Origin of the sequence: Methanosarcina soligelidi (assembly GCF_000744315.1) — an archaeon.
GTDB classification, from domain to species: Archaea; Halobacteriota; Methanosarcinia; order Methanosarcinales; family Methanosarcinaceae; genus Methanosarcina; species Methanosarcina mazei.
This window is the reverse complement of sequence record NZ_JQLR01000001.1, coordinates 972,897-985,550: the sequence shown is the minus strand read 5'-3', so window position 1 is coordinate 985,550 and position 12,654 is coordinate 972,897. Positions and strand designations below refer to the sequence as shown.

Here is a 12,654-nt window from a genome sequence, read left to right as displayed (position 1 = left end):
AAAATTCAGTCAGAAAATGCTCCAAGTCTGAAAGAAGTTTTCCGAACTCTCAACGGAAAATCCATGTGAATCTACGTTCTTTTTTCTCTTTCAGGCTTTTTTAAGGCAATTAAGGATGTCTTCAGCTTCATATTTTGTTTTTATTATCCGTGTCCTGCCTCTCTTGCCTTTGCCTGTAAAATCGGCATCAACATAGTTAAGGGTCTGAAGCCTGTTGACCATTCCGTAAAAGCGGGTGTATCCTAACTGTGTAAGCTCATGAAAGGATTTATAGAGCTCTCCAGCTTTAATTTCATCTTTCTTTGCTATCAGTTCAAGCAGCTGTTTTTCAGGATCCGAAAGGAGGCTTATTCCCCTGCAAAGGTGGAGCAGTTTGGATGCCTCATATGCTTTTTCAACGTCCTCAAATAAAATCATGCGTCTTCCTTTGCGTTCGGCATTAAAGCCCGAACGTCTGAGAAGGTCAATTCCAACCCTCAAGTCTCCTGTCTTTTCCACATAAGAGACAACAAGTTTCAGAACTTCATCAGAAATTACTTTCGGATAAAAACCGTACCTGACTCTGTCCTTCAGGATATCCAGAATCTCTCCTTCCTCATATCTTGGGAAAGATACTTCTTCAGGCAGAAAAACAGAGTTAACTCTTGAATCCAGGCAGTAAAGGTCAGATGCGTCATTTACGATCCCTATAACCCCGATCTTTGCCCCTGGATACTGCTCATGAGCCCTTAGCAAAGAATACATTACTTCATTGGCATGGCCTTCGCAGCAGAGATAATTAAGGTCGTCCAGCGCTATAATCAGGACTTTCTCCGAGGAAACCAGGAAATTTACAACGGTTTCAAAGAGCTTCCTAAAAGCAATCCCGGAATTAGGTGGAGAGATCCCGAAAAGTTGCCTGTAAATCCTTGACATCACGGCAAAACGTGTAGAATCAATCTGGCAGTTGACCTTTACAGTAACAACATTTGGAGCATGAGCTTCAACTTCTCTGAATGTTTTCATGATTGCACTTGTTTTTCCTGTACCTGGAGGCCCGACCAGCAAACAATTTAAAGGACGCATACCGCGCAGAGCCGGTTTAAGTGCAAACCTGAGCGCGTTTAACTGCGAATCCCTGTGGGGAAAGTATTCCGGGAGATAATCCGGCTCAAGTACCGAAAGGTCCTTAAATAGGGTTTCGTCCCAGAGTAGTATATCGTTACCTGTCAAGGAAACCTGCTCCTTTTTAATTGGATGTGTATTTTAATGCGGCATTTTTATCGCCCAATTTTTATCAGTGGATTTCCTGTGATTACAGGATACTGATTTTGAGTGCTGGACTGTAAAAGTATCTGATTGCTTATGCCTGACTGATAGGATCTGACCAATTCTAATAACGCAGTCTAATCAGACAGAGAATTCAGTGAAATTAAAGTTTCTAATTCCACAGTTTTTAACACAGGATTTAAGAAGTCAAATCTCTGATTTTAATATAGATGGGTTGAATTTTTGTAGATATAGCTATTTCTCTGTTTAAATTTTTCATAAATATGTTCTATTACGTTTTAGCTTTTTTGAATTATTACGAATAATGAGCTTTTGAATTATCACAAATAATGAGCTGCTTCTGAACAGGCATCCCGTAGTTCTGGTAGACTGTCAAGAAAGCTGAGAATCAGGTACATCAATAACCCGGCTCTGATAAAGAGAGAAATCTATAATTTACGCTGATAAATGTATTTAAATCTAATTTGTAAAAAGGATATTTATTAACTGAAGGAAAAAACGGATAAAAGAAGAATTAAAATAGAAACAGCTAAAAAGTAAATAGAAAGCAGTAAAGAAACAAATATTGTTAAAATTAGCCAAAAATAAACGTGAAAATATTACTGAGCCTTTATTAAAAAATAATTTCATATCCGAAAAACAGAAACATTTGAAAAACAGGACCATTAGTGCCAGGTATTCATAGAGGAGCGGGGAGTAAATATGGAAATAGAATCTAAATTTTTGGTGCCTGAAGAGAAAGATTTTAAAGAACTTGAAAATCTCTCCAGGCTTGCTTCTTATACAATTTCTGAAGTTAAGGCCCAGCTGAATGAGGACTCTTTTCTTGATACGGAAAATAAAGACATAATGGCTTCAGGGTATTACCTGAGAGTGAGAAAATCCTCAGGAGAAAAAGGGAAATGGATTACTATCAAAAGCCTGGGAGGTTTTAAAGCCGGAACCCACAGGAGGGAAGAATACGTCAGCTTTCTGCCTGAAGGGCTGTCTGTGCTCGAATGCCCCGACCTTAGAATCAGGAATATGATTTTCGAATTTACTTCAGGGCTTGACCTGTTTCCTTTAATCACCCTCAAACAGAAAAGAATGATTCGCCAGTTAAAGCTTGAAGAAAAGCCGATAGCTGACCTGTATCTGGATAAAGTGAACCTCAAAAGCGAGAGCAGGAAAAAAATATACAGCGAGTTTGAAGTCGAACTCAAAAGCGGAGGGACTGCTGAAGACCTTGAAACTATCCGGGATTTCCTGCTGAGCCATTACAACCTTGTGGAAAATCCTTTTTCGAAATTTGAAAGAGCCTATATGTTCAGGGAAAATCTCCCGGAAAAAACCCTGCTTGACCTGAGAGAAAGAGCTGTCTGTACACAGCTGGCGAACCACAAAAACATATACGGCAGACAGGCTAAAATTCTGCTTTTACTTGACAGTGGAAGTACTCAAGCAGAACTCAGCCTTTTACTCAAAATTCCGGAACCTGAAATCGAAGCCCTGATCTTGCGGTTTGAAAAAGAAAGGCTTTCTGTCTTTCCGTTTACAGGAGCCAAAAAGAAAACCCTGGAAAAAAAACTGATGTTTTATTTTCAATCCGGGAAAGGGAGTCCAGAAAACGGATGGACAGAAATTGGTTACGAAGAATGGACTCCCGAAGCCCTCTTAAAATTCTACGGAATCAGCATAGAGAAAGCAGAAAATATAACTTCAGGAGCTCTTGCCCTTTTTGATGGGTTTTCCGCCTATCACGGCCTTGGAAAAGAAGAAAGGGAGCTGCTGAGGCTTGCATCCCTTCTGCAAAATATTGGAAGTACGGCACGTAAGGAAGAAGAATCCCCTATTAGCAGGGAGATTATCCTTACTCACCCCCTTAAAGGCCTGAAGCTTCATGAGTTAAAGATACTGGCTTTGATTGTGGAACTCCAGGAACCTTCAATAAGTGAGAAAAATCCATGTCTGGCTCTTGAAGAGATAAATATCGACCTCTCTCCTGCTTTCCAGAACAAATCCCTCACCCTTGCGGCTTTTCTGCAAATAGCTAACGCTTTAGAAACCGAAAATCATATGTATTTGCCCTGCGGGTTCAGACAGCTTGAAGGGACAGTTGAAATAGAACTTATGGGAGCTAACGCTGAAAAAACTGCAAAAAGAGCGGAAAAAAGAAGCGAGCTGTGGGAATGCCTTTTCAGCACGAATTTGCGGTTTATTCAGGCAAAAGAGCCGTTTGAAGCCAAAAAATCAGAGAAAAAATCAGAAGAAACCCGGGAAAAAGCAGAAAAAAGAGCTGAAAAGAGGAAAAGAAAAGAGACACAAAAATACACGGTCAGTCCGGAAGACCCAATGGCTTTTGTTGCTCACAGGATCTTTGCATATCAGTTTTCCCAGATGCTTGCACACGAAAAAGGGACAAGAAAAGGAGAAGATATAGAAGACCTGCATGACATGCGCGTTGCGGTCCGCAGGATGAGGGCAGCAGCAATAGTTTTTGATGAATATATTGAATCTGAAAAAGTTGAACCTCACATTAAGGGTCTTAAGAGAACTCTCGGAACCCTGGGAGGAGTCCGGGACCTGGATGTTTTCCGGGAAAAGGCGGAAGATTATCTGAAAACCCTGCCTCCAGGGCGTGAACATGACCTTGACCCTCTTTTTCTTATACTTTCAGAGGAAAGGGAGAAAGCCAGAGAAGAAATGCTTGACTACCTTGACAGTGAAAAATACAGCCGTTTTAAAAAAGACTTTTCGGAGTTTCTGGACTTTCCTGAAAGCTGGGTTCTTCCGACAACTACGGAAAAACATGATTCTCTTCCGCACAGGGTAAAGGACGTTCTTCCCTCGATCCTTTACGCCCGTCTGGCGAATATAAGCGCCTATTCAGAATGGATTGAAGGTCCCTATGTTTCGGTTGAGAGGCTGCACAGGCTCAGGATTGCTGCCAAAGGATTGCGTTATACACTTGAGTTCTTTGAAAACGTACTCGGAAAAGAGGTTGAAAGCCTGATTAAGGACTTTAAAGCCCTTCAGGACCATCTTGGAGACTTTCATGATGCAGCCGTCGCAGCTGAAATGCTGGGGACTTACATAAAGACAGGCGCCTGGAAACTTACAGAAATTGAAAAGGTATCAGATAAAAAGCAGGTTCCCGAAACCTCTGAAGGAATTGAAGCTTATCTTGCATACAGGGAAGCAGAACTTTTAACTTTGCTTGACACCTTTCCGGAATCCTGGGAAAAAGTCCGGACAGGCGAATTCAGAAAAAAAATTGAGGGTGCGATCAGAAGCCTGTATGAGAGCCCATGACAGATTCCCAGTTTATTTTTGAAACAACTTTAAACCGAAAAAACCAGTTTTGAAAAGGTTCCAGTTTTGAAAAGGTTCCATTTCTGGAAGAGTCCCGTTCACGAATAAGTTTCAGTCCCTTGGCATTTCCTCAATTTCAACATTTCCTTTGAAAATTAATGGGGTTCCCGCAGTCTGTTCTATAATTGCCTTGGACTGGAGAGAATATCCGAAAATTTTCTTAAAGTACTTTTTATGTTTCTCGACTTCCCAGATTTCGAGCTGACATTCCTTCTGAGCATGCATTTCAAGCACAAGGCTCTCTGTGGAGGCTATATAGAAACGGACATGGGATACTATGCCGGTATGGGAGCGGTCAAGCCCTTCGGCAATACGGAGCAGGGCACTGAGCGCCCTTATACTTTTTACAGATTCTTTGCTCAACCCTTCAAGGTTGGGGTGTTTCTTTTTAGGAGTGTTTTTTCTGTGGAAATAGGCAAGATTTGCAATGATTTCGATTTCTTCAGGCTGGAAACCAGGCAGGTTGCTCTCTCTTATAAGGTGATAGGCATGTGCCTGATGGGTATCGTATGAGAGGAATGTTCCTATGTCGTGCAGGGTTGCACCGTATTCGAGAAGCTCTCTCTCACTCTCCTCAAACTCATAGATGCCGAGAGCCTGAATACTGTCAAAGAGTTCAAGAGCGAGCCTTGAAACTGTATGGGCATGCTCCTCATCAAAATTGCAGGCAAGGCCGAGCTGCATAATGCTGCGCTTCCTTACCGACATCTGAGTGACCAAATACGAGAACTCACTCTTTGAGATATAGTCTACGAGAAGGCCTTCCCTTAACCCGCGCTTACTGACCGTAATCTCGGAAAGTCCGAGTTCTTCCATAAAAGTCTCTATAATTGCAGCCCCTGCAAGGATTATGTCTGCTCTCTGTGAGTTTATTCCGGGGAATTTACGTCTTTCTTCAAGAGAAAGAGCACACATTGCCCTGATAATCTTCTTCAGGTCTTCATACTCAAGTTTCTCAAAGCTTTCATGAGCTGTCTTATGCAGGTAAACAAAGGCGATTTTGGCAAGGTTTTCAATAGTTCCCGAACTTCCAATTACAAAATTTACCGTATACCTGGAAAGCTCTTTAATTATGTCCGCACTCTTGCGCCGGATGTACGCCTTGATCTGTTCATAACGTTCCTCAGAGACAGGGCCGGTTTCATCCGGAAGGAACATATTTGTCAGACGAATTGACCCAAGGTTAAGGGAGTGAAGAAAATAATACTGGTTCTGGTCACCTACAGACACTTCAGTGCTTCCGCCCCCGATGTCGATAAAAATGGCTTTTGAGTTTCCGAGCCTGAGCCCGCTCGAAACCCCCAGATAAATCAGACGGGCTTCTTCCGAACCTGAAATCGTGCAGACCTCGAGGTTTGCTTCCTTTTTAATCATTTCAAGGAGCTGGACTCTATTGCTTGCATCCCGGGTAGCAGAGGTAGCCACGGCTATAATCTCTTCTACCCTGTAAGCCCTTGAAAGCTCCATAAACTTCTTACAGACAAAGGCTGCCCGCTCCATAGCTTCTGGCTGGAGGATCCTGTCTATAAACTCCTTTTCTCCAAGCCTCACCGTTTCCTTCTGTTTGGTCAGGGGCTGGTAAGACCCATTAGGATTGATCCGGACCAGAAGAAGCCGGACCGAGTTGGTCCCTATATCAATAAACGCAACAACCCTGCCTTCTGAAATTTTCTCGGGTTCCATTCACGACCACCTGAAAGCCCTGCCTTTCGTTTTTCTTGAAGGATTTGAGAGCTTCATAAGCTTCACAATATTCGTTCACATTTTTATTCTATTTGAGACTTGTTTTGGTCTTTTATTTTCCTTATTTGTATCTTTCTATATATGTAAAATTGTAAGTTCAAAAACCCTGCCCATGTGAATCTCTTGAAATTTATATAAAGGTTCTATATTGAAAAGGAAAAACAGAAAATTAGCAAAAAGAAAGCAGAAAATTAGCAAAAAGAATAGTAGAATAAAAAGGAAAAAAAGACGAATACAGGTGAAAAAAAGAAGAAAAAAGAAAAATTTAGATTTCCTCAAATTTTTTTTCAGCGTTCTGTTTTAATATCCCAGCTGCCCCTATTCTCAAGCATCCAGACCTGGGAATCCAGCTCTTCTTCTTCGGGCTGCGGATAAATCCTTTCAGTCCGTCCGTTTGGAAGCAGGAGTCGGGCTTTTACATTATCTTTCAGATGAATACCGAGAATGATGTCGCGCATGACAGGTATATAGTCCTGGGACACCGGGAAAAGGACTTCGACCCTGTTGTCAAGGTTGCGGGGCATAAGGTCGGCGCTTCCCAGGAAGATTTCCTCTTTTCCGCCATTCCTGAAATAATATATTCTTGAGTGCTCAAGAAAACGCCCGACTATCGAAGTTACTCTGATATTTTCGCTCAGCCCGTAGATGCCGGGTCTGAGGCAGCAGATACCCCTGACAATAAGGTCTATCTTTACTCCGGCCCGTGAAGCCCTGTAAAGCTCACGGATGCACTGGTAGTCCACAAGGGAATTCATCTTGAAGATCAGATGACCGTTTCCGAACTTCTCGTGCACATCAATTTCGCGCCTGATACGTTCAAGAATCTGATGTCTCATTGTCTGGGGAGCTACCAGGAGTTTAATATAATGGTCTTTCCTTGAATAGCCTGTAAGGGCATTGAAAAGGTCGGAAATATCTTTTCCTATGAAGGAATCGCTTGTCAGATAGCCGCAGTCAGTATAGATCTTTCCTGTAACAGCATTGTAGTTTCCAGTGCTCATATGCACATAATACCTGATGCCGCCTTCTTTTTCAGCCCTTACTATCAGGCACATCTTGGCATGGGTTTTGCGGCCAGGGAAACCATAGGCTACATGTACCCCTTTACGTTCAAGCTCTTTTGCCCAGCCAATATTGTTTTCTTCGTCAAAACGGGCTTTGAGCTCAACAAGGACTGCAACCTGCTTGCTACGGTCTGCAGCTTTCATGAGAGCCTGGATGATCCTGGAGTTATCGTCTACCCTGTATAGCGTCATTTTAATTGCCAGGACATCAGGGTCGTCAACGGCTTCTTCTACCAGGTCGATTACAGATTCAAAACTGTCATAAGGGTGATGGAGAAGGATATCATTCTTTTTTAAGGCTGCAAAAATATTTTCTCTATCAGCCATTCGGGGATGTTTTTTCTGCTCGAAAGGCTCGTATTTAAGCTCAGGGCGGTCAATCTGGGCAAGCTTCATAAGGCTTGAAAGCCCCAGAGGCGCAGCCGACCTGAACATAAGTGGGCGTGTAAGATCCAGATTCTTGAGGAGGATATCAGAAACCTTCTCAGGCATAGTGTAATCGGTTTCAAGCCTGACAGCGGGCCCGAAGTAATTTCTTCCTACCCTTTGCTTTACAGCAGTAAGGAGGTCTTTATCCCCGTCTTCATCAAACCCGAGATCTGCATCTCTTGTGATCCTGAAAGGGTAAGCTCCGAGGATTCGCTGGCCTGGAAAGAGAAGGTCGAGATTTGCAGCAATTAGCTGTTCAAGCCACACAAAGCGGCCTGTTTTCAGTTCTTCAAAACTGGAAGTTATTTTTTCCTGTCCTTCTTCAGGAACAACAATCAGCCTTGAGAACATGGGAGGGATCTTAACCCTGGCAAAACGTTCGCCATAATCCGGGTCATCGATAAGTACTGCAAGGTTGAGACTAAGGTTAGAAATATGCGGGAAAGGATGCCCGGAGTCGAAACCGAGAGGAGTAAGTAGCGGGAAAATATTCCTTTCAAAATAATCCCTGAGTTTTTCTCTATCCTGTCCGGAAAGTTCAAAGTAATTAAGAACTTTAATGCCTTCTTCCCTGAGGGCAGGTTCAAGAATCTCATTCCAGCAGTTATCGTTATGAGGAAGCTGCCTTAGAAGTTCTTCCCGGATAATCCGAAGCTGTTCATGGGCCAGTTCATCTATGTGGTCTTCCTTTACTGCTTCTGAAATGCGCTTCTGAACCCCTGAGACCCTGACCATAAAAAACTCGTCAAGATTGCTCCCGAAGATAGAAAGAAATTTGACTCTTTCAAGCAGAGGGTTACGTTCATCTAGAGCCTCTTCAAGAACTCTACCGTTGAACTGGAGCCAGCTGTATTCGCGGTCTGCATAAAAACATGGATCATTAAGGTCAGGCATGCCTGATACTTCAACCCGGGTTCCATCAACACTATCCGTAACCGATCTATCAAAATCTGCGCACTGAATTGGGAAGTTCCGCTCCATTCCTACCACGCGTGACCTGGGGTTTGTATCCGTTCAAGTCTGTCTTCAAAAATATAGTAAGATTTAGATATAACATTTTTGCCTGTTTTTTAATTTAATATGATTCCCATAATTTATTATTAAGTTTACAGGATCGAAAAGAAGATAGCCTTAATCCATTCAATAGCCTAAATATTCAGTTTTCCGAAAAGTTTTCTTTTTATGCATATCAATCCTTTCAATAACCATTACCTGTTGAGGTTTTCAGTTTTCTATCCGGGGCAAAGAATATCTTTTTATAAACTAATCGGAGATGCATTGACACTAAGACATATATAGACTTTTGGATTAACAGAAACGTAGAGACTCTTCGAAACCCTGGCAAACTCACTACTATTTATTAATATATAGAACTAAAGACTTATAACATTATCTCTTAGAAAATTAAAAAAATAAACAAAAGAAAAATGCTTAGGTAGGGTACTCTCTCATTAATCAGTTGATATTTTTTAAAGGTCCGTAATTCAATGATTCTGTTAAAGTCCATTTTTTCCGAGTAATTCCACATTCTTATAAGGGCATCACTTTGCATCCTAACGCTTTTCTTATCTATTTTTGTCAATCCTTCACTCTCTATGCAGAAATTAAAATCTTTTCAAATAATTATTAATTTTAAAAAGTAATTTGTAAGTTTACAAAGAGAGGCTTAAAGAAAAATTACGTGGACCATGTTTTTCTATAAAAGTTTAGGTGAGGTAACTTTGAGATAGATATTAGGTATGCTAGTTAGTTTAAAATTGTTTCTAAGTTTTGTCCCATTGGTGAGCTTAACATGAATTTCTTAAAAAATACCATTAGCCTTTATATACATTAACTAATAAGGTTTTATGCATATTTAGTTACTTCGATGCAAATTATATAGTAACGATTATTAGTTTGGAGGACTTACTAACAAATGAACAGCGGAATGTGCCCGGTGTGCGGGCTTCCAAAAGAGCTTTGCATATGCGAAGAGGTTGCAAAAGAGCAACAGAGAATAACTGTTAAGGTCAACAGAAGAAGATATGGAAAGGAAGTTACTGTTGTCGAAGGTTTCGATGCAAGTGAGATCGACCTTCACGAACTCTCCACTTACCTGAAATCAAAGTTTGCATGCGGCGGTACAGTAAAAGGAAATACTGTAGAACTTCAGGGCAACCACCTCTCCCGCATGAAAGAAGTCCTTATGGAAAAGGGATTTTCTGCTGAGCAAATTAAAAATTAAAGAGTTTAGTGCTTTACGAATTATCAGAGTTTATCCTATTTTCTCCTTTGAAATTCAATCAGGCTTAAAAACAACATTCCAACAAAGCTTAATAGATTTAAAAATCTACTATTAAGACATACTTATTCAAAAGATTATAGTGCAAGTATTTTGCACTATATTGTTTTTAAGATAAAGTAAAAGATTTTTTGATCATATCGCGCATTAAAGCGAATATATCACTGTTTTTTTCAGACTTGTGACTTTTTAAATCATGTTTTTTCTATTTTAAATACTCTCCGGTATTCAAGTACATCAATTCCATCATCATTTTTAAAAGCTACTACTGAAAAAACATCTCCTTCTTTGATATCAAGGTCTTTTACTAATTTTACAGGTATTGTAAGATCTAATGAGTTTGTTCCATGTCGAGCCCTAGCTTTTACTGTAAACATTTTCATATTGCTCTTTAGGTAATAAATAGAATTGAAACTTTATGTGTAAAATGTACATTTTATATATTACGTGCACAAAGGCATATTCTTTATAGAGATCATTGCTAAAGTATGAATATAGACTCTCCTTATTACGGAAAACCTATAGAAGAATGGAAAGAAGTTACAGAAAATTTACTCTATGATTTTCCTCTCACTGCCACGGAAATGGTAAAGATATCATTAGAAGCTTGGAATGATATATTTCATTCAGGAATAGGAAAAGAAAAATTTATAATTGGAAGAGACATTTTTCCTTCTCCACAAATAATGGGATTTTTCTTGCATGAGTTAATACCCCTTAAGCTCAAAGCAAAGTACCCATCTCAATGGACAAAGGACAAAGAAGTAAGTGAAAAAGATCTTGTGTATGTACCAGATCTTAAATATTCAATAGAAATTAAGACATCATCAAATAAGAATAAAATTTTTGGTAACAGAAGTTATGCACAACCATGTGACAATCCGAAAAAAGATAAAAGCGGGTATTACCTTACTATCAATTTTGAAGGCTTTAACGGAACCCTTAATCCTGCTATTCGGCTAATTCGATTTGGTTGGTTGGATTATACAGATTGGATAGGCCAAAAAGCAGCTACCGGCCAACAAGCTCATTTAACTAGAGAAGCCGATCAATACAAACTACTAGATATTTACAGTTATAACCTTTAAAAGTTCTAAATATCGGTTTTGTAGAAAGCTTCTGAAATACTATTCATATCCAGTTTTAGTCTCTTGAGACTGATATAGAGAAGTTTTCTACAAAACGAAATTTATCTAGTTGTTTAACTCGTTAAGAAGCAGGCTGTATATGCAAACTCTCTTGCTTTAAGCATGTAAATGAGGAAATTAAGAACTTACAAAAAATTAAGTTTGATAGAAAAACAACATAGATATTTTAAAATTGGATATAAATTAATGAGGAAGAATATCGAATACATTTTTATTATATGTTGTTTTCTCTATTTCATCATTGCAGATAATTACCTAAAGAGCTTGCATGTTCTGCAAAATAACTTTCTACTCTTGTTATTGCATACTCACAATAAGTCTTGTTGATTTCAAATCCAATAAATTTACGATTGTGTCGCAACGCAGCTTCGGCAACAGTACCAGATCCCATAAAAGGATCACATATTAAATCCCCAACGTTACTAAATCCCTTAATGGTTCTTTCTATCAAATCCATAGGAAATTGTGCTGGATGAGGTGTTCTCTCAGGCGAAGCCCTGTTGTAACCAGATGTTACTTTTGCGATTTGCCACACATCAGATGGATTTTTGCCTAAAGTATTACACCTAAGTTTTCCATTCTTTTTTTGATTAGGATATTTTACATCTTTATCACGAATATCGTCCAAGTTAAAAACGTAATTATTTTTATTTTTAACAAACCATAATATTTTTTCATTGCGTGGTGACAATTGTTTTTTACAGGCTACTCCTGCACCATAATTCCAGACTATTTCCTGTATCAAATAGAATTTAGTTTTATCCCATAATAAATAAGGTAAAGGCACCGCTTTGCCCTTTCCTTCGACTTCAACATATCCAATATTTAATAAGAGGGTACCATTTAGTTTAGTCGCATCATATATTTTATTAATCCATTTCTTGCTCCAATCTAGATAATGCTCTAATTCTAGGACTTTTTCATATTCTTTCCCAATATTGTAGGGTGGAGAGGTGACAGTCAAATCTATGATAGAGTGATTTATCTTATTTAATGCTTCGAGACAGTCCATATTATAGATTAAGATATTTTCTTTTTCGTAAAAAGGATCTCCAATTACGCTTTTTAATTCGTTGAAGTTAACGACTTCTTGGGACATGTACCTTCTTTACTATCACATAAATTATAAATTTTTGGGACGCAACATCATAATTTAGTGATTCTCATTTTTGGTACTCTCTCTTTAAACGGATGATGTTTTTAAAGGTCTTTAATTCAATAACTCTGCTAAAGTTCATTTTTTTCGAGTAATTTCGCACTTTTGTGAGGGTATCGCCTTACATCTAACGCTTTTCTCATCTATTTTATCAATCCTTTGTACTCTTTGCAGAAATTAAATGAATATAGTAAAGCTTCATTTGTTAATATA

General features: G+C 39.4%; 8 protein-coding genes. 3 read left to right on the top strand and 5 right to left on the bottom strand.

What is annotated here, in order from left to right:
- Positions 1-90: 90 nt before the first annotated feature.
- On the bottom strand, positions 91-1,212 hold the full coding sequence (locus M886_RS04310; RefSeq protein ID WP_048046874.1) for an ORC1-type DNA replication protein: 1,122 nt from the start codon (positions 1,210-1,212) through the stop codon (positions 91-93).
- Between the two features lie 759 nt (positions 1,213-1,971).
- On the opposite strand from M886_RS04310, the gene M886_RS04305 reads away from it, so the two are divergent.
- On the top strand, positions 1,972-4,560 hold the full coding sequence (locus M886_RS04305) for a CYTH and CHAD domain-containing protein (RefSeq protein ID WP_048050717.1): 2,589 nt from the start codon (positions 1,972-1,974) through the stop codon (positions 4,558-4,560).
- Positions 4,561-4,671: 111 nt separating this feature from the next.
- Here the strand turns inward: M886_RS04305 and M886_RS04300 are convergent, their stop codons facing one another.
- Together M886_RS04300 and ppk1 are read right to left on the bottom strand one after the other, a co-directional pair.
- Positions 4,672-6,303, bottom strand: coding sequence for a Ppx/GppA phosphatase family protein (locus tag M886_RS04300; protein WP_048050716.1), 1,632 nt, complete (start codon positions 6,301-6,303; stop codon positions 4,672-4,674).
- Between the two features lie 347 nt (positions 6,304-6,650).
- Positions 6,651-8,837 (bottom strand): polyphosphate kinase 1, encoded by a 2,187-nt coding sequence (gene ppk1 / locus M886_RS04295; RefSeq protein WP_053228868.1) that lies wholly within the window; start codon positions 8,835-8,837, stop codon positions 6,651-6,653.
- 934 nt (positions 8,838-9,771) lie between these two features.
- On the opposite strand from ppk1, the gene yciH reads away from it, so the two are divergent.
- The gene (gene yciH, locus M886_RS04290; protein WP_048050714.1) at positions 9,772-10,080 is read left to right on the top strand and encodes a stress response translation initiation inhibitor YciH; all 309 of its coding nucleotides are present in this window, start codon (positions 9,772-9,774) and stop codon (positions 10,078-10,080) included.
- A gap of 251 nt (positions 10,081-10,331) precedes the next feature.
- Here yciH and M886_RS04285 read toward each other — a convergent pair whose 3' ends face one another.
- Positions 10,332-10,520, bottom strand: coding sequence for a hypothetical protein (locus tag M886_RS04285; RefSeq protein WP_048050713.1), 189 nt, complete (start codon positions 10,518-10,520; stop codon positions 10,332-10,334).
- A 105-nt stretch (positions 10,521-10,625) separates the two neighbouring features.
- Here M886_RS04285 and M886_RS04280 point away from each other — a divergent pair, with 105 nt between their 5' ends.
- Positions 10,626-11,225, top strand: coding sequence for a ScaI family restriction endonuclease (locus M886_RS04280; RefSeq protein WP_152557987.1), 600 nt, complete (start codon positions 10,626-10,628; stop codon positions 11,223-11,225).
- A gap of 298 nt (positions 11,226-11,523) precedes the next feature.
- Here M886_RS04280 and M886_RS04275 read toward each other — a convergent pair whose 3' ends face one another.
- A complete protein-coding gene (locus tag M886_RS04275) occupies positions 11,524-12,384 on the bottom strand; it encodes a DNA-methyltransferase (protein ID WP_048050712.1) in 861 nt (286 codons plus the stop codon).
- Between the last annotated feature and the right edge of the window lie 270 nt (positions 12,385-12,654).

Excerpts from the sequence above, each read along its gene's own strand:
- yciH (WP_048050714.1), top strand. The coding sequence starts at position 9,772 with ATGAACAGCGGAATGTGCCCGGTGTGCGGGCTTCCAAAAGAGCTTTGC.
- M886_RS04280 (WP_152557987.1), top strand. The coding sequence starts at position 10,626 with ATGAATATAGACTCTCCTTATTACGGAAAACCTATAGAAGAATGGAAA.
- M886_RS04305 (WP_048050717.1), top strand. The coding sequence starts at position 1,972 with ATGGAAATAGAATCTAAATTTTTGGTGCCTGAAGAGAAAGATTTTAAA.
- ppk1 (WP_053228868.1), bottom strand. The coding sequence starts at position 8,837 with ATGGAGCGGAACTTCCCAATTCAGTGCGCAGATTTTGATAGATCGGTT.
- M886_RS04300 (WP_048050716.1), bottom strand. The coding sequence starts at position 6,303 with ATGGAACCCGAGAAAATTTCAGAAGGCAGGGTTGTTGCGTTTATTGAT.
- M886_RS04275 (WP_048050712.1), bottom strand. The coding sequence starts at position 12,384 with ATGTCCCAAGAAGTCGTTAACTTCAACGAATTAAAAAGCGTAATTGGA.
- M886_RS04285 (WP_048050713.1), bottom strand. The coding sequence starts at position 10,520 with ATGAAAATGTTTACAGTAAAAGCTAGGGCTCGACATGGAACAAACTCA.